The sequence below is a fragment of the Bacillus sp. FJAT-44742 genome (assembly GCF_002797315.1).
Taxonomy (GTDB): domain Bacteria; phylum Bacillota; class Bacilli; order Bacillales; family Marinococcaceae; genus Thalassorhabdus; species Thalassorhabdus alkalitolerans.
In genome coordinates, this window is record NZ_KZ454936.1 from 2,248,947 (window position 1) to 2,269,371 (window position 20,425).

The following is a 20,425-nucleotide window of genomic DNA, read 5'->3' on the forward strand; positions in this document are numbered from 1 at the left end:
GCCCTCCTCCTCTCTTTAGTTCTTCTTACTTCTGACAAGAAAAAACCTGCGCCAGAAGGCACAGGTTAGTTCTCTTCTTTACTTTTACAACTGAATAAACCAGTTTTTCCAGACAGCTGGCTTATGACTAATGCTCCGGCCAGGCAGCCGATACCCGTTAAGAGGAAGCGGTTAAGGTCAAAAGCAGGGATAAAGATGGTCTCTTCATCAGTTACCTCGTAGACGCCAATTGGCTTTTCCCTGACCGCTCCGCCTCCTCCTCCCCCTTCTCCCTCTTGAGAGGATTCTTTTTCAGTCCCTGATCCCCCTCCTCCTCCAAAGGACAGGATTTTTTTTGACACCGGGATCACAGTTTTATCCCCATGTCTGACCGGCTCCCCGTATACAAGCTGCTTTTTCATACCCTCATTAAGTATTTCTCCTGCTTTTTCGAAAATGTTTATTTTCTCCATTCCATCCTCTCCTTCCTTATCTTCATATCTATTATCTTTTTTCACACAAATGTCCTGCTTTATAAAAAAATCTTCTCCTGCAATAATAAAAATATTCAAAATTCAACTTCAATTTAGTATAATAGGATGATAATAGATTTTCAGGAGGGGATCCTTTGAGTACTGAATCACTAATTGCACCTGCTAAGTATAATGTAACGAATGAATTGGAAGCGTTTTCAAATGATTCGACCCGCACGGCTATCCGATGGCTCGATGAGTCAGGAGAACGCCGGGAAGTCTCTTATTCCTTACTTATTGAAAAAATGAATCAATATGCCAACGCTCTGAAAACGGTAGGCATTGAACAAGGAGACCGGGTAATGATCATTCTTCCCCGCTCACCTGAAGCCTATATTACCTATTTAGCTTGCTTAAAAGCAGGCATTGTAGCCATTCCATGTTCTGAAATGCTTAGAGCGAAGGATTTATCATACCGAATTAATCATTCCAGCGCCACCGCAGTCATATCTTTTCACACCGCTGTCGGTGAAGTTGAAAACATCTCTGATCCTACTCCGTCCCTTCAGTACAAACTAACAATCGGCGGCTCGCATAGCGGATGGGAAAACCTGGAGTCTTTAGCTGATTTGCAGCCGTCTGCCTTCTCTGGCGCTCAAACCTCTAAAGATGACATGGCATTCTTGTCTTATACCTCCGGCACAACAGGAAATCCCAAGGGGGTTGTCCACAGTCATGGGTGGGCGTATGCTCATGTCCGCACCGCAGCAAAAAAATGGCTGGACGTCAGAGAGAATGACATCGTTTGGGCGACTGCAGCTCCCGGCTGGCAAAAATGGATCTGGAGTCCTTTCTTATCTACCATTACATTAGGTGCTACGGCCTTTGTGTATAACGGGAAATTCGATCCTTATATTTACTTGCAGCTATTAGAAAAAGAAAACATTCAAGTTCTTTGCTGCACACCTACTGAATACAGGCTCATGTCTAAGGTGGATACACTTGCTTCTTATAAGCTTCCTCACCTTCGCAGTACCGTTTCCGCAGGCGAACCTTTAAACCGTCCGGTGATCGAAGCGTTTAAGAATGCTTTTGGAGTGGATGTCCGCGATGGCTACGGCCAAACGGAAAATACTCTTCTTGTCGGCACCCTTCTTGGAATGGAGATTAAACCAGGCTCCATGGGAAAACCGACCCCAGGCAATCATGTAGAAATCATCAATGAGCAGGGAGAACCTGTTGCGGTCGGTGAAGTTGGTGACATTGCCGTTCATAAAGACTGCCCGGCTTTATTTAAGAAATACTACAAAGATCCAGAAAGAACTTCCGCTGCCTTTCTTGGTGACTGGTATTTAACCGGTGATCAGGCGTCAAAAGATGAAGACGGCTACTTCTGGTTTGAAGGACGCAGCGATGACATCATCATCAGCTCCGGCTATACAATCGGGCCTTTTGAAGTGGAGGATGCACTAACAAAGCATGATGCAGTCAAGGAGTGCGCAGTGGTTGCCAGTCCTGATGAAGTCAGGGGAAATATCGTTAAAGCCTTTATTGTGCTTAAAGATGAAGAAAAAGTATCTAACCGGGAAGAATTGGTAAAAGAACTTCAGGAGCATACGAAAAACCTTACAGCTCCTTACAAGTATCCCCGCAAGATTGAATTTCTTCATGAGCTTCCAAAGACTACTTCCGGAAAAATCCGCCGTGTGGAGCTTCGTGCCCGTGAAAAGCAGGCAACATAAACGTGATAGATTTAAAAAGAGATGCCTCTCTGGGCATCTCTTTTTGCATTATCGTACTTGTCTTACAGGCTTTATCTCAGCTCGAGCTTTGCTTTTAAAAATTTTATATACAATATAGCACAGGACAAGGAAAATGCTGTAAACCGCAATAACATAGAAAAGATCCCATGGATTCGTTACTGCTACCGTTCCAATGGTAGCAAATAATACCATGGCGGGAACCTTTCCTGCCGAAGAAGCCACTGCATATGGCATAAATCTGACTCTGCTCAACCCTGAGTATATGTTAACTGCAATCGATGGGACGACAGGAACCAGCCTTGTCAAAAAGATTGCGAGAAAAGCATTCTTTTCAAATAAAATTGTTACCTTCTCCAGCGCCTTATACTTTCTCAGTACCTTGTATCCCCAGTCTTGATAGCCGTAACGAACAAACAAAAACATAATAATAGAAGCTGCTGATGATCCTATCCAAATGACAATTGTTCCCAAAAACGGTCCGTAAGCTGCCCCGATAATTCCTCCGATGACAGGGTATGGAATAATAGGAAACAATGAAAACATGGTTGCTGCAATGGTTGTTATGGTAACATAGTTATGGCCTTCTTCATTTATCCATACAATTAATGGCTCTCCATATAAATAGATAAGAAAGCCAATAACAATATATAGTAACGCGATTCCTGCTTTCTTAATCATTGATGCCCTCCACTTAAAATGTACTCTATTTCATCTTATGGACTCTTTACGTGGAAAGCAAGAGTCTATTACTGGCAGAGCTATTTATCTGAAGATATTCTATTGGTGACAAAATAATTTATAATTGTTTATTTTTTCAAAAAAATGATACTATTATATTATTCCTTTAGCCTTCACTTCTGCTAGTTTAGTATACATAAGCAAAAGTGAGGGGCTTTTTATCTTATAAAAAAAGAATAGGGGGAACAAACATTGACATTCAGTGAATTTATCGACATGCTGGGCGGGTTAGTCTGGGGGCCGCCTCTTTTAATCCTGCTTGTCGGGACAGGGATATTTCTTACGATCCGGCTATCATTTCTTCAATTCTCCGCCCTGCCCTATGCGTTGAAGCTTGCCTTCAGCCGTAAACAGGACAAGACATCAGAAGGGGATATCTCCCACTTCCAATCCCTTATGACAGCTCTTGCAGCTACGGTGGGAACAGGTAACATTGCCGGTGTTGCTACAGCGGTCGTGCTCGGGGGACCTGGTGCCGTATTTTGGATGTGGCTCTCGGCTCTCTTCGGAATGGCAACAAAATACGCGGAGGCCATCCTTGCGGTAAAATACCGTGTCAAAGACCCAGAGGGCAAAATGTCCGGTGGTCCGATGTATTATATTGAAAAAGGGCTAGGTCTTCGCTGGCTTGGCGTTATCTTTGCCCTCTTTGCAGCTGTGGCTGCGTTTGGTATTGGAAATACGGTTCAATCTAACTCTGTCGCAGACGTTTTGGAATCAAATTGGAACGTAGCACCATGGCTTACAGGAATTCTTCTTACTGTATTTACCGGCCTTGTTATTCTTGGCGGAATTAAAAGCATCGGTCGCGTTGTTGCTTATATCGTTCCTGTTATGGCACTCTTTTATGTTGTTGCCGGACTTGTGATGATGATTATGAACGCAGGACTTGTTCCCGCAGCAGTAGGCCTTATCTTCACAGATGCTTTTACCGGCCAGGCTGTAGCTGGTGGTGCAATCGGGGTCGTTATTCAATACGGGGTTGCCCGTGGTGTGTTCTCGAACGAAGCCGGGTTAGGTTCTGCTCCAATTGCAGCAGCTGCCGCCCGTACAGATTACCCGGGCCGCCAGGCGCTCGTTTCTATGACACAGGTATTTATTGATACGATTGTGATTTGTTCCATCACGGGGATTGCTCTTGTTATGGGTGGGATGTATATGGAAGAGGGGCTTGAAGGTGCAGCTCTTACATCCGCTACATTTGAGTTCTTCCTTGGCCCGATCGGCGGAGTGATAGTCGCAGTCGGCCTTGTGTTCTTTGCCTATTCTACGATCCTTGGCTGGTCGTATTACGGGGAACGCTGCTTTTTGTATCTCTTTAAGAAGCCAGGATCCGTTCCAATTTACAGGATCATGTTTGTGATCGCCGTATTCTTTGGGGCCATCATGGACCTCGGCCTTGTGTGGGGGATTGCCGACGTATTAAACGGACTCATGGCAGCTCCAAACTTAATCGGCTTACTCGGTCTCTCCGGTGTTGTTGTGGCAGAAACCACATACTTCCTGAAGAAAATGAGAGAAGAGAAAGCCCAGAAAAAAGCATCGCCTTATCACGACGCTTGATAAAAGAAACCGGATTCCTCACAGAGGGATCCGGTTCTTTGTTTCTATATGAGACATTGGAGGTTAGGGCAACAGATCCATAGTCTTACGAAACTTCGTTTAGATTCAGCTCTCTAAAGTAAGTAAATTAGCACAAATAAAGAGCATCCGGCGTGTTTGAGTGGAGGGTGAAACTAAACTCTCTTTGTAATTATTAGAATTAGTGATGGTAAATGAACATAATGATGGTATAAAAAAGTTTGGAGTTGATTGCTTGAGTCATTTCAATCCGGAAAAACTATTTGTGGAATACTTGAATGGTGTTACGATGACGGAACCTGTTTTCCCAAGACGTTATACATTAACTCACTCGGATGAGACAGGAGAGCTTTTTTTAACAATTGGAATGGATTATGCATGGAATAAAGTCAATCCTATGAGAGATGAAGTCTTAGGAGAATGGAAAACAAAGGGTAGTTCCTTAGTCTATCGTGTTTATTTGCATGTGGACCAAGGAGAATATAATCAAAATGAAGCAGCAATACGCAATGAAATCTTTAGACGTGAATTACCTCTTGCCTTGACAGCTATCCGCTACGGCGATCGGTTTTTATTTGACACATCCCCTCATCTAGATCACTCTCCTATCATTATTACGTTTATGTCCGCTTATCCTCAGTTTGCTAGACAGGAAAATTGGGGCCCTTTCCGCAATTTTCTTTTTAATTAATCAAAGGTTGTTATCATTCTAAATCTGATCTAATTTCATTATGCTGGAACTAACGATGTAAAATCATACATTCTAAGGTTGGTCATCAAAGAAAAATTCTATTTTAGAAACACATTTTAAGATTGAATACACAAATATTAACTGTCTACTTCAATCTTTTGTCTTCTCAACTTTCTCTTTACTTATGGTACGGTTCCCCTAACTTTATCCTATCCGTTTCCTCCTGACGATCAACCTCACCTATGATCCCGTCTCTGCTCTTTTCTTCAATTGAATCGAAAGAACATTATCCATCTTAAATATTCTTTCGCCTTTCCTTAAGTAACAATATCCGACAAAGCGGCCTGCCAGGATCTTTTTCACTTCTACCGTTCTTTGGGTCAATTCCCCTGTCTTTGCCTCATAGATAAACGTTATGGCTGTGTTTGTCATCATTGCTTTTTTGATTATTTTTTCTGGATTCATTGCAGTACCCTCCTTCTTGGTAACACGAACAGTTTCTCTATATATTATTATGTCAGAACAAACGTTCTTATTCAAGGTTTAAAAGAACGTTTGTTCGTGTATAATAAGAACAAGGAGGGATTCGAATGGATATCAAAGATCGTGGAACAATCAAGTGGACAGCAATGATGCTGCCTGAGCACGTAGAGCTCTTAAAGCAATTGGAACACGAGCAGCAGAAAGTCAAAAAGCCGGAACTTGATGAGCAGGCCTGGCAGGAGATCGAAGAAAAGGTGTGTGAAGCGATGGCGGACCATCATCCCCTGCTTTTTATCTATTGGAAGAATGGTTTTATACACAAAGTTTCTGGAAGGATTCACCACCTTAACCAGCAGGAAAGAAAGTTTCATATTGTGACCAGGAAAGATGAAGACACCTTTTATCTGCCCTTTGACAGTATCGTTTATATTAACAGAGAGTCTGATGAATGAATCATAAGAAGAACTCCAAGCTCTTTGGCTGCCTTTTTGTTTTTTCACTTAAACATTTACATACACCCTTCTGCAGCCAAAAAAAAAAACGATCCATTACGGATCGCTTAAAAGGGGATGATGGATGGTAAAGAAGAACATAGCATACCGGCCGATGGGATGAATAACTTACTACAGGGGGAATAGATAGAAAAAGTATGCAGAAACCGCAAAGATAAAGTAACCATTACCAGGAGTTCCTGCATACTTTTTCACTTATAGCCGGCAGCCAGTTCTCTTTAATCCTATCTTTCCTTTTTCTACTCTGTGTCTAAACCTGTTTTTTCTTTTAAAACGAAAAAAGTTCAATAAAATTTCAAAAAGAGACCTATTGTCCTATCCCCTTATAGGTTCATCCTCCCACTAAATGATCCGGACGTTCTCCGGATAAGGCTTGCAGGATATGACGGGTGGTCATTTCAGCCATTCTCATTCTTGTTCTTTCACTGGCGCTCCCAATGTGAGGAAGAGCCACCACGTTTTGCAAGGATAACAGAGGATGATCTGGTCCTATCGGTTCATCTTCAAAGACATCAAGCCCTGCTGCCCATATTTCCTTTTCTTTTAGAGCTTCGTATAAGGCTTCCTCGTCTACCGTACCGCCTCGGGAGGTATTAATAAACACAGCTGAGTTTTTCATTTTTTTCAGCTCTTCTTTTCCGATCAAATGAAACGTCTCCTGGGTATACGGAGTCATCAAACAAACAAAGTCCGACTCGGCGAGGAGCTGCTCTAATTCTGCATACCTCACACCAAGATTGATCTCAGTCTCATGCTTACGGTTACGGTTATGGTAAAGAACCTTCATGTCAAACCCTTTCGCTCTTCTCGCAAGGGCTTCACCAATTCTCCCCATACCAATGATTCCAAGTGTTGCCCCGTGTATATCCTGTCCAATCAGGTGAAACGGAGCCCATGTCTTCCACTCCCCGTTCTTTATGCTATCCACCCCTTCTGGAATGCGCCGGGCTGTGGCCATGAGCAGGCCGAAGGTAAGGTCAGCCGTCGTGTCAGATAAAACGCCCGGAGTATTAGCAACCATGATTTCTCTTCTCGCTGCGGCCTGAACATTGATATTATTGTAGCCGACCGCCATAGTGGCTATGATTTTAAGGCTCTCAGCTTTATCAATAAGATCCTGATCAATCTCTTCTGTAACTGTACAAAACAATCCGTCTGCTTTTTTTATTTCTTTTTCCAGTACTTCTCTTGGTACGGGCTCATCTTCTTTCTCCCACATGGAAACATCACATTGTTCTTCAAGCATATGAATGATTGATTCCGGCATTTTTCGTGCTACGTATACATACGGTTTCATGGGGTCACCCTCTCTCATTTATACCTTTCTCTCCTTACCATACTTCTATTTCAAGTCCCGGTCTTCCTCTTTGTCTATGTAATAATTATGTCGAAAAAAGCAACACATTCAAAATAACTAATCCGAATTCTTTTTTCAAATCAAACCCCAGGAATCACCCTCAAAGAAACCCTGAGGCTGGAGAGAGATTGAAATAGGGTTGGAGAGGGTAGTTATGAAAAGAGCCTCAGATCCTAAAAAAAGCAGGGCGTCAGGATAAAGGATAAGAAAAAATTACTTTTCTGAAAGATATCGTGTTACATAAAAGGAAAGAGTGACAAGCACTCATGGAGGAAAGAGTAATATAATGAAACCTAAAGAAGCTGTGTAACTGCCTTCTGCCTATAGAAAATTAGAACATCACAAAAGAGAAAACGCTCTAGGAAATGAGGTGCTAGTGTGGCACGCAGCATGACTGAAAATGAAATGACACTCGCTCTGATCAAGACCTTAAAGGAAGGAAAAAAGACAGTCTTTCAAGAGATCATTAATGAACTGCAGCCGTATGATCTGGCTCAGCAATATCATTATCTCCCTGCAAAACATCGCAATAAGTTTCTTCTTTATTTGTCAATTGAACAGCTGACTTATCTTATCGTTGAATTAGAACAGGATGATCAGCTCGAGGTGCTACATAAACTGGGAACCGAAAAATCCTCAAAAGTCCTTGATTTAATGGAAAACGATGAAATTGCCTCCCTGTTAACAGATGTAGAACCGGAGAAAGCAAATGAGCTGCTTTCAGAAATGAAACAGGAAGAGTCTGAAGCCGTTCAGTATTTAATGAATTACCCGCCGGAAACAGCAGGGAGAATCATGACGGACAGGTACGTCTGGATTCCAAAGCATTACACGGTTCATGAAGCCGTAGAGAAACTGAAGAACTTCTATGAGCTTGCTGAATACTTAAATTACATTTATGTAATTGATTCGGAGAAAAAGCTTGTAGGAGTCGCATCATACAAGGATTTACTCCTTGGAAAACCTACTGATAAAATAGAAGATATCATGTTCAGCCGCCTCGTTAAGGTTGACGTGTATACAGACCAGGAAGAAGTAGCAAAGCTTATCAATCGCTATGATTTTATATCCATGCCTGTTGTGGAAGAAGACGGCAAGCTTGTCGGTATTATTACAGTAGATGACGTGATTGATGTCGTCATTAAAGAAGCAAATGAAGATATCGAAAAGCTTTCCGCCTCAGGAAAAGCCATCGATTTTAACACAAAGCCAACCATTGCCGCTTACCGGCGGCTTCCCTGGCTTATTCTCCTTTTATTTATCGGACTGGTTTCAGGGGGAATCATCAGTGGATTTGAAGGAACGCTTGAGCAGGTTGTCGCTTTGGCCTTTTTTATGCCATTGATTGCCGGAATGACAGGCAATACCGGGACACAGTCCCTGGCCGTAGTTGTTCGGGGGTTAGTATCACAGGAATTAAATTTTAAACAATCTCTCAAATTGATATTTCGTGAACTCCTAGTCGGTATTATTATCGGGATCGTCTGCGGCATTCTCATTGCTTTCATTGCCTATGTTTGGATGGGAAACATAATTCTCGGCCTGGTTGTGGGAAGCTCCCTGCTAGCCACCTTAATCATTGGAACGTTAGCCGGCACCATTATCCCATTGATTCTTTACAAATTTAAAGTAGATCCTGCCGTAGCATCCGGGCCCTTAATTACAACAATTAACGATATATTATCCTTGCTCATTTATTTTGGGATGGCGACCATGTTTATTGCAAGACTTACGTAAATTTAAACTTACGTAAATTTAAAGCCTGAAGGGGGAGACCTTCAGGCTTTTTTTATTCCTTGTTTTCATAAAAAATGTGCTCTGTTTTCAGTTCTTTCCCAACAGTAAGAACTCCAAATGAATAATAAGGCATCTTTCGTTTGCTCGTAGCAGAACCGGGATTAAACAGTAGTGTTTTGCTGGCGAATCTGACGTATGGGATATGGGAGTGACCAAATATAATGCAGTCAAGAGGCTCTTCAAATCCTTCGAGGGCTCGCTTTTCCGTCGTTTTTTTCTCGCCATGGCCGTGTATAATTCCAATGGTAAAGCCGCCAGCCTCTATACTCTTCTTTTCGGGCATCACTTGCCTGATGTCCTCCCCGTCCACATTGCCAAATACTCCATCAACCGGGGCATACTTCTGTAGCTCTTCATACACCTCTATTGTCTGCCAGTCTCCAGCATGGATGATCCTGTCTGCTGTTTCCAGCTCCTGAAGCAGACGAGAAGGAAGCTGCTTTGCACTTTTAGGAATATGTGTGTCAGCTGTCACTACAATTTTCATGTTACATCTTCGCCTTGCCCTGCAGTAAACAACAGGGTATTCCACTCTTCTGACTGCCTGCTGTTACAAAGCTTGAAGCCAGCGTCATGAAATAATGTAATGATTCCGTCTTTGGCCCAGTCAACAATGCCCGATACTAAATAGAGAGGGCAGGTGGATTTTCCAAATACTCTTTTGCTCTGAAGCCACTCCTTTGTCACGGAAGCGCCGATATTAATGATGATGAGGTCATAATTATAGGTTTCAAGATCTTCTGAAAGAACATCCTGTTCCTTTACTATAATACGCTCCTCCACATGATTAAGCTCGGCCTGGTGAGTGACTTCCCTTTGTACCGGCTGTATATCAAAAGCGTCTACTTGAACTCCTTTTACCGCAGCACCAATTGCAAGAATCCCCGACCCTGTTCCTATATCAGCGGCTTTTCTGCCTATTTCAAGGGGAAGTTCCATCAGGATATCAAGACTGTCCTGGGTTGTACCGTGGACGCCGGTTCCAAAGGCTCCCTGGGGATCAAGAAGCAGCTCCTTTTCTCCTTTCTTTGCGGGAAAAGGAGGATAGATTACTTTCCAGCCAGAGGGAAGCGTAATATTTTCATAAGCTGCCTGCGCCTCTTTCCACTCCTTTTCTTTTATATCCTCTACTGTGACACCGACAATCGCTGCTATTTCTTCAGCACTCCAGTCGTTCTCAGGAAACAGGTGAACCTGGGCGGTTCCCTCCTCCACCTTCTCTACCCCGTAGCCGTCCTCCGTTTGAATTTGCTTGATTGGCTCTTCTATGTAAAAGTGATGAAACCCCGCTTCATACAGCTGAAAAGATACTTCTTCTTCTTTTTGAAACGGAAAAGGGATGACCCATTCTCTCATTCTCCTCGCTCCTTTCTAAAAATGTATAATGCTCACAACATTCCTGTGATAAAATAACCGGGGCAACTATTAAACAAAGAGGGTTATCCTATGGCTCACCCATATGTATTATTGCTGTTAGCCATGCTTATGTTTTCAGGGAACTTTATTGTCGGAAAAGCTTTTAGCGATACTATCCCGCCTTTAACGCTTTCCTTTATGAGATTTGCCATGGCCGCTGTCATCCTCCTTCCATTGGGCTGGCAGGAGATTATGAACAACAAGGCGCTGTGGCGCCAGGAGTGGCGGCCGTTAGCCGGGCTTGCTTTAACACTCGGCTTATTTAACGTCATGCTTTACACGTCAGTTCATTATACTACTACCATTAATGCTTCCATAGTAGATGCGCTCACTCCGGCTGTAGCCGCAATGCTGGGGTTCTTATTTTTAAAAGAAAGACTGCTGTCAAAACAGGTTGCCGGGATTATCATTTCCTTTGCCGGCGTTGTCTGGATTGTTTCCCGGGGCTCTCTCGGAACTCTTCTCTCTCTTTCGATCAACCCAGGAGACCTCCTTATGCTTTTAGGAGTGGTAAGCTGGGCTGTGTATTCCATTTTTATTAAGCAGTACGGCCACCGCTTTCCTTTCTACGGAGGTATTATTATGACGATGGTGTTCGGGGCTGTTTTTCTGCTTCCTGCTGCAGCCTTTGAGTGGAGAGATGGATTTCCCATTGAATGGACTGTCTCTCATATCTCTGGGCTGCTGTACATTGGGATTTTCCCTTCTGCTCTTGCCATCCTTCTCTGGAACCGTGGTGTGGCTGAAGTCGGTCCTTCTCAAGCGAGCATTTTCTTCAATCTTGTTCCCCTCTTTACCACAGTCGCTGCCGTGCTTTTTCTCGGCGAAAGCTTTGGTCTCGTCCAGCTTGTAGGAGGAGCTCTCGTCCTTGGAGGCGTGTACATCGCCACCAAACCATAAATGTGCCTCATAAAAGGTGCCTGGCACCTTTTATGAGGCTATTGGCCTTTTCCCGTTAGACCGGGGTTTGCAGTCATTGTTTGTTACAGCAGTGTAACATCCTACTGGGGTGCCAGGCACCCTAATTGGGTACTTTTGCACAAGCCCGGTACACCGGGGATTGCAGTCATTGTTTGTTACAGGAGTGTAACCTCCCACTGGGGTGCCAGGCACCCTAAATGGGGACTCTAAATGATGTCGAGTGGGACTTTTTTGTCGGGCTCAGGGAAGGCTTCGTCAAGCTGTGCCAGCTCTTGTTCGCTGAGAATAATAGAAGCAGCTTCAGCATTTTCGATCACGTGATTCTCCTGAACGGCTTTAGGAATGGCAATGGTATCGTGATTTCTAATGGTCCATGCCAAAGCAATCTGCAGAGGCTTCACCTGGTGCTCCTCTGCGATCTCCTTTACAGTTGGATGGTTGACAAGGCTGACTCGGGAGTGATCATCACCTCTTGCCAAAGGACTGTACGCCATAATCGGCATGTTGTGCTGACGCTGCCAGGGAAGAAGATCATAATCAATCCCCCGTGAACCTAAATGATACAAAACCTGGTTTACTGCGCAGTTGGACCCTTGTTCTTTCCCAAGTAACTCTTCCATGTCCTTTGTATCAAAGTTCGAAACGCCCCACCTTCTGATCTTTCCCTCTCTTTTCAACTGTTCCATTCCTTCTATCGTTTCCTCTAAAGGAATGCTTCCTCTCCAGTGAAGCAAATATAAATCTATATAGTCTGTCTTAAGGCGTCTTAAGCTTTGTTCACACGCCTTCGGCAAGGTATCCTTGCCACCGTGATGGGGATACGCTTTTGAAACGAGAAACACATCTTCTCTTTTTCCTTTTATCGCTTCCCCTGTTACTTCCTCAGCTCCACCGTCAGCATACATCTCTGCCGTATCAATCAACTTCATGCCGGCTTCAACTCCAAGCTGGAGGGCCTTAACTTCCTGATCTTTTTCCCGGGGATCTTCCCCCATATACCATGTTCCCTGGCCAATGGAAGGAACAGACGTGCCATCAGGCAGGGTAACTGTTCTCTCCTCAGCCTTGTCTTTTGCCCGAGCCACTCTTTCTTGGTCTTTAAACGACATTTACTTTTCACCGCCCCTTTCTTGTTTTCATATAGTAAAAACAGCTTGCCCCGTTCGGACAAGCTGTTCCTTATTCATTTTACTTTGTCTTTTGTTTCGTAATATCTCCGCTTACCGGAGTGATCGGCTGTACATTTTCTCGGTTAGCCAGGAACTCAGGTCGCGGCTCTTTGCCGGAAAACGGCTCCTGAAGCTTATTGGTAATCGAGTTATAGACAAAGAAAACATTGCTTCGCGGATAAGGAGAGATGTTCCCTGCAGATCCGTGCATTGTGTTGCACTCAAAGAACAACACAGATCCTGCCGGACCGGTTGCACGGTCAATACGTCCTCCTGCCTGATCCACCAGCCACTTCATGCTTTCATTGTCCGGCACCCCAAGCTCCTGCTTTTGAAGAGAGCTCTTATAGTTTGCATCCGGAGTTTCACCAGGGCAGGAAACAAACCATTTGTGGGACCCTGGGATCAGCATAAGCGGTCCATTGTATTCATAGTTGTCCGTAAGAACGATCGAGCAGCTGACTGCACGCATGTTCGGCATGCCGTCCTCTACGTGCCATGTTTCAAAATCAGAGTGCCAGTAGAATTCTTTCCCTTTGAAACCGGGCTTAAAGTTAATACGGGATTGGTTAATGTACACCTGGTCTCCTAAAAGCTGCTCTGCGATTTTCACAAGACGCTCATTTTTGGAAAGAGCTTCAAAGAAGCTGCCATCCTTATGAGTTTCAAAAACAGAGCGGATTTCATTGCTTCCAGGCTCTTTGATGACATCGTCAGCTTCACGGCTTTCATTTGCTTCCATTGTACCGTCAAGCTCTCTTTTCATGATTTCGACTTCTTCATCGCTGAACATTTTTTCAAAGAGTAAGTATCCATTTTCTTCATAAAAATCTAGCTCTTTTTTATTCAAAGGACCATTACTTTGAGAAGAATCTGAATGAATCACTGGGTCTTTCCGTTCTACAATTTTAGTTTCTTGTCCGATGCGAGATGGATATAAATCTTTCATCGCACAATCACTCCTTTTATTAAAATTATTGTTCGGAAATTTTGGTGTCAATCATTGGAGTTCCCCTCTAAAATCTATTTTAAACACAATTATTTATAGAAGTTAAGTAGATTTTTTAGCAATGGGCTTGTTGTTCGGGATTCTCGAATATTAGTTCATATTTCACTGTGTATGAAAAATATCCTTTTCTATCATTTCTTTCCCACCTTTATTTCTTCTTTTTTCGTTTTATCATATTTTTCAAAAAACTATGATTTGATGATAAAGCTTCCGGGTATATAATAAGGTAAAAATCTTTTTTAGGGGGAACGTTCAAGATGGAATATAGAATTGAAAAAGATACCCTAGGTGAAATGAAAGTCCCAGCTGATAAAAACTGGGGAGCTCAAACCCAGCGAAGTCTGGAAAACTTCAAAATCGGAAAAGAAAAGATGCCCATTGAAGTTGTCCATGCATTCGCCATTTTAAAAAGATCAGCCGCCCTTGCGAATAAAAGACTTGGCAAGCTGGAACCGGAAAAAGCAGACGCGATTGCCAAAGCGGCGGATGAAGTGCTAAGCGGCCAGTTAGATGATAACTTCCCTCTTGTCGTATGGCAGACTGGTAGCGGTACACAATCCAATATGAACATGAATGAAGTCCTGGCACGCCGGGCTACAGCTCTACTAGAAGAAGAAGGAAAAGATCTTATCGTTCATCCAAATGATGACGTCAATCGTTCCCAAAGCTCAAACGACACCTTCCCGACAGCGATGCACATAGCTGCTGTTGAAAAAGTGGAGAGCGATGTTCTCCCTGCGCTTGATATACTTAAGAATACACTGGCTGAAAAAAAGAAGGAATTTGATGATGTGATTAAAATAGGCCGCACCCACCTTCAGGACGCAACGCCTCTTACTTTAGGCCAGGAAATCAGCGGATGGCACCGCATGCTGGAAAAAAGCAGTGAAATGATTAAAGAAAGCATCGACCATGTACGGGATCTGGCGATTGGCGGCACAGCAGTAGGTACGGGAATTAACGCCCACCCTAAGTTTGGCGCTTATGTAGCTGAAGAAATCAGCAGCATCACAGAAAAAACCTTCCGTTCAGCTCCAAATAAGTTCCATTCGTTAACAAGCCATGATGAGATAAGCTATGCTCACGGGGCGTTAAAAGCTCTGGCTGCCGACTTGATGAAAATTGCAAACGATGTGCGCTGGCTCGCAAGTGGTCCACGTTCCGGTTTAGGTGAAATTACTATTCCTGCCAATGAACCTGGAAGCTCCATCATGCCTGGTAAGGTAAACCCTACTCAAAGCGAAGCTCTTACAATGGTAACTTCCCAGGTAATGGGCAATGACGCCACCATCGGCTTTGCCGCAAGCCAGGGGAACTTTGAATTGAATGTATTTAAGCCTGTAATTATTTACAATTTCCTTCAATCCTCTTACTTGCTTGCAGAAGGCATGATTTCCTTTAACGACAAATGTGCCGTAGGTATTGAGCCTGATCGCGACAAGATTAAAGAGCATTTAAACAATTCCTTGATGCTTGTAACAGCTCTTAACCCTCATATTGGCTATGAGAATGCAGCTAAAATTGCAAAAAAAGCTCACCAGGAAGGGACCACTTTAAAAGAAGCTGTGCTTGACAGCGGCCTTCTGACTGAAGAACAATTTGAAGAGTACGTGAACCCAGAAAAAATGGTTTCTCCCCAGGAATAAGAAAAAGTGAGTTCGTAACAGAAGTTTAGCTTTAAAAAAAGCGGGGGTTCTTGCTTTTTGAGGGAATTCTCGCGGCTTAAAAAGACAGAAATCTCTCTTTACTGTTGGCTTTTTCGTGCTCATTATAGTCCAGCTTTTTTTCTCTCTTTCCACGCTGTGAAGAGAAGCGGCCTGCTGAGTCACCGGCCAGTCATCACGAAACAGGCTGTTGAGAAAATCTTTTCAACAGCCTGTTTGTCTATTATAAAAGAGAATATTTAAGAATATGAGTCTTCACTTCCTTGCGGGAGGGAAACGTAATGGAATCATCTTTTACCTTTTCAAAGCCTATATGCTCGTAAAAAGAAAGAGCTGGTTTGTTTTCCTCCTCCACTTCTACAAGCAGAGCTTCCATACCAATAAGAGCGGATTTCCCTGCTTGAAACAAAGCTTTCCCTGCTCCTAGATTTTGGTATTCAGGAAGAACAAACATTGCAACAAGCCAGCTGTTAATCATATCCTGCCGGAAAAAGCCTGCAAATCCTATAACCATTTCATTTTGCTCAGCAACAAAATGAAGGCCTTCCTTAAGGTAGCTCCTAAGTCTTTCTTCGCTGTATGCTCTTTGTAAATATTCATCTCGTTCTTCTTTTGAAAGAAGAATGTGATAAGCATCATGCCAAGTAATACATGCGACTCTTTGAACAGAAATAAGATCTTTTTCTTCCATGGGCCTTATTGAAATTTCTTCCAAGTACAGAACCCCCTTTACTTACAAGATCTTTCTCCTGTTATTGTTCCTCGTATGTGTACGTAAAGCGAACTGCTGACCATACATCATCCACAGACACTTGAGAGACTCCTTTCATCTCCTCTTTCTCGGCAGTCTCCCATCCCTTATCCCTTGTAAGGTCAGTATCTACTCTTGAGGCCTTTTTTGGAAAGGACACCCAGACAATCCGCTTGCCTTACAGATGGTCTCTATATAATGGAATCATTTCGTCTACTTCTTGTATCCAGCCTGCAAAAAGATGTATGATATCATGTTCTTCCATCAAAGCAGCAGATACCTCAACATCCTCAGGAAGAGGGTGCAGAAGGCCTGGAATATGAGAGGGGGCGTTGATTAATGCTACCTTGTATCATGGTTTTATTTGCAGCTTTTTGGCCAGTTTACTGATTTCTCCAGACATCTTTTCAGGCTCCTTCGCATATCTATGTCAACTAACCAATTTCATCAAATGTATAACGAACGACGTATTTATCGGTTTTGAGCTTCTTAATCTCCACACACGGACCTATCTCGTAACCATTGTGCCAGTTCTCTTCCAGCTTGGCTTTTAGACAGCCCGCCTGGAATTTGGAGCAAAAAGTCTGCTTCCAGTATATCCAACGGGGTTTCATGACCTTTTCCCATCCTTTCTCCTTCCATATATTTTCAATAATTATGCTATCTATTGTAGTCTAATTGCAAAGAAAAATCACTACTCTTCTTTCTTTACTTATTCAGTTACTATAGGATGTATGCAGCTTCCGAATACTGTGCCACGGTACATATCCCGTAGTTATTATTTCCAAGCGATCCTTTTATATGAATCCAATTTCCAGGCCTGCCCATTGAAAATGCTGATACCCAAAAGGAAAACCTATACAGGGACACTCATCCACAGAACCCATAGGTTTTAGCCATGTTTACTCCATATAAAAAGAGCACCTTACAAAAAAGGTACTCTTTAACTTAGATTTCTTATCCTATTAATTCTTCATCTTCCCTGGCATCAATGTCTTCTTTTCTTTTATTTTCTTCCCGGTCTCGTAAACGGTGAGCCAGGCGGGCCGAAGCACTCGAAGCTATACTGGCAACAAGATCATCTAGAAAGGTATGACACTCGTCTTCCTTTCCTTTATCGTCCAGCGTCTTAATAATACCCACTTTCTCTTTATCTAAAAATCCAAATGTAGTAACCGCGATACTTCCAAAACCAAACACAGAGCCAAGAGCGATGGTTTCATCAACTCCAAACAACCCTTCATCCGTATCTACGAGAGACTGTAATGGTTCGGATAACATATTTTTTTCTGCTAATTTATCAAGCTCCACTCCAACCAGAATAGCATGCTGGATTTCACGCTTGCTAAGTACAGCGTCGGAACTTTCATAGCAGTCTTCCATTGAGAGGTTAGGAACATATTTTGCCTGCATATCGTATACGATTTGAGCTATATCACTTATTTCTACACCACGCTCTTTTAAAATATCGCGTGCTGCTTTTTCTACCACATCGCAAGGTACTGGTTTTTTCATGACAGACCGCCTCCTCTAATTCTATTCTACCATATTTATAAGATGTATATAGCAATCTATGGAATGTCTCCTTGTCATCTGGTGAGATCAGCTGAATATCTTTTATAGGAGCAGAATCCGTATGTTACAATATTTTTATATTATTACTATATGTCTGTGGGTATTCCCCTATGAAAATCAAATAAAACAACGCTCTGCTTAAAGAAAGGATCTATGATAACTATGAAAGGCCAAATGAAAGCTCTTACTTTCACGAGTGAGATTTTAGAGACCACATTTGACTTGCATGTATATTTACCGCCTAATTATAATCCCCTGTATACATATCACCTCGTCATCGCTCAGGATGGAAGAGACTACTTTCAGCTCGGAAAAATCGGCCGGAAGGTAGAGGCAGTCATGGAAGAAGGCGCCAGGGAAACAATTGTCATCGGTGTTCCCTATCCTTCTGTAAAGATGAGACGAGTATGGTATCACCCGGACAGTGAGGACCATAAAAAATATATACAATTCCTGGTAAAAGAGCTTCTTCCTTTCCTCGATGACCAGTACCAGACGTGGAGCCTCCCCCACGGCAGAACCTTAATAGGAGATTCATTGGCTGCTACCGTTTCCCTTATGGCTTCTCTGGAATACCCCAACACTTTTTCCCGGGTGATGATGCACAGTCCGTTTGTTAACGAAACCGTGCTTGATGCCGTGAGAGAAAATCAAAGCTGGAATCGTTTTGAGATTTACCACACGATAGGATCAGAAGAAACAAACGTAAAAACAACCGATGGTTCGCGAATGGACTTTTTAACGCCGAATCGTGAGTTAAACAAATTGCTCGCTGGAGGAAAGGCACGTTATTATTATCACGAATTTAACGGGGGACATTTCTGGAAAGACTGGGAACAGGATTTACCTGAAGCTCTCCGTTTTATGTTCACCCTTGATTAATACTCACGAAAGAATACATACAGAAAGGAAGACGAAAAAGTGCCAGAGGTTATCAAAGTAACAACACAGGAACAAATGAGTGATGCTTATAACGTACGCTTTAACGTATTTGTAGAGGAACAAAAGGTACCAGAGGAAGAAGAAATTGATGAATTCGAAGAAGAAGCTGTTCATTTTGTTGCTTATGACAAAGACAAACCGATTGGAGCCGGCAGGTTCCGTGAGGTAGAAGGTGTGGGGAAAGTAGAACGAATTTGTGTTCTTGCAGACTACCGTCATACCGGAGCAGGACGATTACTTATGGAAGCAATTGAATCTATCGCAAAAGAGCAAAGGGTAAACCTTAAGTTAAACGCCCAAGCCCGCGCTAAAGGATTTTACGAAAAGCTGGGGTATCATGTTACGTCCGGTGAGTTCATGGATGCCGGCATCCCCCACGTCGAAATGAAAAAGACCTTGCAGTTGCAGTAACTGCAAGGTTTTTGCTGATTACTTAGGAAATGAGGAATAGAAAATGTTTGAGCTATTACAACAATTGACCCGGTTACACGGGCCGTGCGGACACGAACAGCCTGCAGCCCGGTGGATACTAGAATACGTACAGAACCTGGCAGACGATGTAAAGGTTGACTCTTTGGGAAACATCATTGCTGAAAAACACGGAACCTCTCCAGGCCCTTCTACAATCATTACAGCCCACATGGATGAGATAGGCTTTATCATAAAAAAAATAGAAGAAAACGGTTTGCTCCGCTTTGAAAAGCTGGGCGGACACGATGACCGCATCCTGCTAGCACAAAAGGTACAAATCCGAACGAAAACAGGCTTACTAACAGGGGTTATCGGCACCATGTCAGCCCATTTCGTGAAGTTTGACGACCCTAACAAAGTAAGAAATCATCAACATCTATATATTGATGTTGGCGCTTCTTCAAAGAAAGAAGCAGAAGATTTAGGAATAAGGATGGGTGATCCTGTTACCTGGAAATCAAACATGGAACCTTTAGGGAATGACACAACCGGAAAAATTGTTGGGAAGGGGTTTGATGATCGAGCCGGCTGTGCTGTCTTATTACACACTTTAGAAGAGCTCCAAACCTCCCCTTTTGCCGGGACAGTTATTGCTATCTTTACCGTACAGGAAGAGGTAGGCCTCCGGGGTGCAAAGGTGGCTGCAGAACAGGTTGAAGCTGACGCAGCAATCGCCCTTGATACAACAGCCGTAAGTGACACGCCTGAAGAAACTATGGATAACAGTCTTATACTAGGAGAAGGTACAGGCATTAAGATTCTGGACTTTAGCTTAATCTCTCACCCTGCGGTTAGAGAAAGCTTAATAGAGCTTGCTGAAAAAAACAAAATCACTTATCAAGGAGAAATATTTCCCGGCATAGGAACAGACGGAGGAGCCATGGCGCTTGCAAACAAAGGAATCCCAACCGGAGTCCTTTCGATCCCGTCACGGTATGCCCATTCTCCAGTTGAAGTGATAGATGTTAAAGACCTTTATGCCACCAAGGACCTTCTACTAGCATTTCTTTTAGCTGCAGAGCAGGACACTGATTTTTCTTTCATATAAGCACTGCTTTCTAAAATGTTCATGACGGCTTTTCGAATTGCCCGGGAACATGATGAAGCAGGATGTAGCTGCGGGAATACAGCTA

General features: G+C 43.1%; 22 protein-coding genes. 10 read left to right on the plus strand and 12 right to left on the minus strand.

The features are described from left to right. Positions 1–65 precede the first annotated feature (65 nt). Positions 66–497, minus strand: coding sequence for a spore germination protein GerW family protein (locus tag CEF17_RS11210; protein WP_157843014.1), 432 nt, complete (start codon positions 495–497; stop codon positions 66–68). A 110-nt stretch (positions 498–607) separates the two neighbouring features. On the opposite strand from CEF17_RS11210, the gene mbcS reads away from it, so the two are divergent. Then, entirely contained in the window at positions 608–2,194 is a 1,587-nt protein-coding gene (gene mbcS / locus CEF17_RS11215) for an acyl-CoA synthetase MbcS (protein WP_100399602.1), read from the plus strand. A 48-nt stretch (positions 2,195–2,242) separates the two neighbouring features. Here mbcS and CEF17_RS11220 read toward each other — a convergent pair whose 3' ends face one another. Beyond that, positions 2,243–2,893: a TVP38/TMEM64 family protein gene (locus CEF17_RS11220; protein WP_100399603.1), complete on the minus strand. Its 651-nt coding sequence runs from the start codon at positions 2,891–2,893 to the stop codon at positions 2,243–2,245. A gap of 276 nt (positions 2,894–3,169) precedes the next feature. Between CEF17_RS11220 and CEF17_RS11225 the strand changes: the two genes are divergently transcribed. Together CEF17_RS11225 and CEF17_RS11230 are read left to right on the plus strand one after the other, a co-directional pair. Next, the gene (locus CEF17_RS11225; protein WP_100400882.1) at positions 3,170–4,516 is read left to right on the plus strand and encodes an alanine/glycine:cation symporter family protein; all 1,347 of its coding nucleotides are present in this window, start codon (positions 3,170–3,172) and stop codon (positions 4,514–4,516) included. Positions 4,517–4,769: 253 nt separating this feature from the next. Next, positions 4,770–5,225 (plus strand): staygreen family protein, encoded by a 456-nt coding sequence (locus tag CEF17_RS11230; RefSeq protein ID WP_100399604.1) that lies wholly within the window; start codon positions 4,770–4,772, stop codon positions 5,223–5,225. Between the two features lie 240 nt (positions 5,226–5,465). Here the strand turns inward: CEF17_RS11230 and CEF17_RS11235 are convergent, their stop codons facing one another. Next, complete coding sequence (locus tag CEF17_RS11235) at positions 5,466–5,690, minus strand: WYL domain-containing protein (protein WP_100399605.1); 225 nt, start codon at positions 5,688–5,690, stop codon at positions 5,466–5,468. A gap of 125 nt (positions 5,691–5,815) precedes the next feature. On the opposite strand from CEF17_RS11235, the gene CEF17_RS11240 reads away from it, so the two are divergent. Then, positions 5,816–6,160: a YolD-like family protein gene (locus tag CEF17_RS11240; protein WP_100399606.1), complete on the plus strand. Its 345-nt coding sequence runs from the start codon at positions 5,816–5,818 to the stop codon at positions 6,158–6,160. Between the two features lie 391 nt (positions 6,161–6,551). Here the strand turns inward: CEF17_RS11240 and CEF17_RS11245 are convergent, their stop codons facing one another. Further along, positions 6,552–7,517: a 2-hydroxyacid dehydrogenase gene (locus tag CEF17_RS11245; RefSeq protein WP_100400883.1), complete on the minus strand. Its 966-nt coding sequence runs from the start codon at positions 7,515–7,517 to the stop codon at positions 6,552–6,554. 438 nt (positions 7,518–7,955) lie between these two features. On the opposite strand from CEF17_RS11245, the gene mgtE reads away from it, so the two are divergent. Next, on the plus strand, positions 7,956–9,314 hold the full coding sequence (gene mgtE, locus CEF17_RS11250) for a magnesium transporter (RefSeq protein ID WP_100399607.1): 1,359 nt from the start codon (positions 7,956–7,958) through the stop codon (positions 9,312–9,314). A gap of 52 nt (positions 9,315–9,366) precedes the next feature. Here the strand turns inward: mgtE and CEF17_RS11255 are convergent, their stop codons facing one another. Further along, positions 9,367–9,861, minus strand: a complete 495-nt coding sequence (locus tag CEF17_RS11255) for a metallophosphoesterase family protein (RefSeq protein ID WP_100399608.1) — start codon at positions 9,859–9,861, stop codon at positions 9,367–9,369. Next, positions 9,858–10,730, minus strand: a complete 873-nt coding sequence (locus tag CEF17_RS11260) for a 50S ribosomal protein L11 methyltransferase (protein ID WP_100399609.1) — start codon at positions 10,728–10,730, stop codon at positions 9,858–9,860. Before CEF17_RS11260 ends, CEF17_RS11255 begins: the two co-directional genes overlap by 4 nt. A gap of 90 nt (positions 10,731–10,820) precedes the next feature. On the opposite strand from CEF17_RS11260, the gene CEF17_RS11265 reads away from it, so the two are divergent. Continuing rightward, on the plus strand, positions 10,821–11,690 hold the full coding sequence (locus CEF17_RS11265) for a DMT family transporter (protein ID WP_100399610.1): 870 nt from the start codon (positions 10,821–10,823) through the stop codon (positions 11,688–11,690). A gap of 227 nt (positions 11,691–11,917) precedes the next feature. On the opposite strand, the gene CEF17_RS11270 is transcribed toward CEF17_RS11265, so the two are convergent. Both CEF17_RS11270 and thpD read right to left on the minus strand, forming a co-directional pair. After that, positions 11,918–12,820, minus strand: coding sequence for an aldo/keto reductase (locus tag CEF17_RS11270; RefSeq protein WP_100399611.1), 903 nt, complete (start codon positions 12,818–12,820; stop codon positions 11,918–11,920). A 79-nt stretch (positions 12,821–12,899) separates the two neighbouring features. Further along, a complete protein-coding gene (gene thpD / locus CEF17_RS11275; RefSeq protein ID WP_054634896.1) occupies positions 12,900–13,829 on the minus strand; it encodes an ectoine hydroxylase in 930 nt (309 codons plus the stop codon). A gap of 317 nt (positions 13,830–14,146) precedes the next feature. Here thpD and fumC point away from each other — a divergent pair, with 317 nt between their 5' ends. Then, positions 14,147–15,535, plus strand: a complete 1,389-nt coding sequence (gene fumC, locus CEF17_RS11280; protein WP_100399612.1) for a class II fumarate hydratase — start codon at positions 14,147–14,149, stop codon at positions 15,533–15,535. A 241-nt stretch (positions 15,536–15,776) separates the two neighbouring features. On the opposite strand, the gene CEF17_RS11285 is transcribed toward fumC, so the two are convergent. The 4 genes from CEF17_RS11285 to CEF17_RS11295 all read right to left on the minus strand — a co-directional run bounded on the left by CEF17_RS11285 (position 15,777) and on the right by CEF17_RS11295 (position 17,819). After that, the gene (locus CEF17_RS11285; RefSeq protein ID WP_100399613.1) at positions 15,777–16,268 is read right to left on the minus strand and encodes a GNAT family N-acetyltransferase; all 492 of its coding nucleotides are present in this window, start codon (positions 16,266–16,268) and stop codon (positions 15,777–15,779) included. A gap of 37 nt (positions 16,269–16,305) precedes the next feature. Next, positions 16,306–16,464, minus strand: coding sequence for a hypothetical protein (locus tag CEF17_RS20035; protein WP_157843015.1), 159 nt, complete (start codon positions 16,462–16,464; stop codon positions 16,306–16,308). A gap of 274 nt (positions 16,465–16,738) precedes the next feature. After that, on the minus strand, positions 16,739–16,918 hold the full coding sequence (locus CEF17_RS11290) for a hypothetical protein (RefSeq protein ID WP_083465191.1): 180 nt from the start codon (positions 16,916–16,918) through the stop codon (positions 16,739–16,741). A gap of 343 nt (positions 16,919–17,261) precedes the next feature. After that, positions 17,262–17,819: a phosphatidylglycerophosphatase A family protein gene (locus CEF17_RS11295; RefSeq protein WP_100399614.1), complete on the minus strand. Its 558-nt coding sequence runs from the start codon at positions 17,817–17,819 to the stop codon at positions 17,262–17,264. Positions 17,820–18,032: 213 nt separating this feature from the next. Between CEF17_RS11295 and CEF17_RS11300 the strand changes: the two genes are divergently transcribed. The 3 genes from CEF17_RS11300 (at position 18,033) to CEF17_RS11310 (ending at position 20,340) form a co-directional block, all read left to right on the plus strand. Continuing rightward, positions 18,033–18,761 (plus strand): alpha/beta hydrolase, encoded by a 729-nt coding sequence (locus tag CEF17_RS11300; RefSeq protein WP_100399615.1) that lies wholly within the window; start codon positions 18,033–18,035, stop codon positions 18,759–18,761. A gap of 75 nt (positions 18,762–18,836) precedes the next feature. Beyond that, positions 18,837–19,232 carry a GNAT family N-acetyltransferase gene (locus CEF17_RS11305; protein ID WP_100400884.1) on the plus strand — a complete coding sequence of 132 codons (396 nt, stop codon included), beginning with the start codon at positions 18,837–18,839 and terminating at the stop codon, positions 19,230–19,232. Positions 19,233–19,275: 43 nt separating this feature from the next. Continuing rightward, positions 19,276–20,340, plus strand: a complete 1,065-nt coding sequence (locus CEF17_RS11310) for a M42 family metallopeptidase (RefSeq protein WP_100399616.1) — start codon at positions 19,276–19,278, stop codon at positions 20,338–20,340. Positions 20,341–20,425 lie beyond the last annotated feature (85 nt).